Consider the following 275-nt stretch of genomic DNA (forward strand, 5'->3'; position numbering starts at 1 on the left):
GGTTTGCACGGGAGACCGGAACGGTGCCCGAAAAGGGTTCGAATTCATGAAAGCGAACCAGGCCACATTGCCCATTGCGACGATGGCGCGGCTGTTGCAGATTTCGGCCAGCGGCTATTACGCGTGGATCGCGCGCAGCCCATCGAAACGCGCGTGCAGCGACGCCGATCTGATCGGGCGCATCCGAGCTATTCACGCAAGCTCGCGCGACACGTATGGCATGCCTCGTATCCATGCGGAGCTTCTCGAGCAAGGCATCCATGTTGGAGGCAAAC

General features: G+C 60.4%; 1 pseudogene. It reads left to right on the forward strand.

Features of this window, described 5'->3' with window-relative positions:
- Nucleotides 1-46 precede the first annotated feature (46 nt).
- Nucleotides 47-275, forward strand: a pseudogene (locus GWC77_RS28555) (IS3 family transposase); the annotation flags it as partial.

The sequence above is a fragment of the Paraburkholderia sp. NMBU_R16 genome, from assembly GCF_013282575.1.
In the GTDB taxonomy this organism is placed as follows: Bacteria; Pseudomonadota; Gammaproteobacteria; order Burkholderiales; family Burkholderiaceae; genus Trinickia.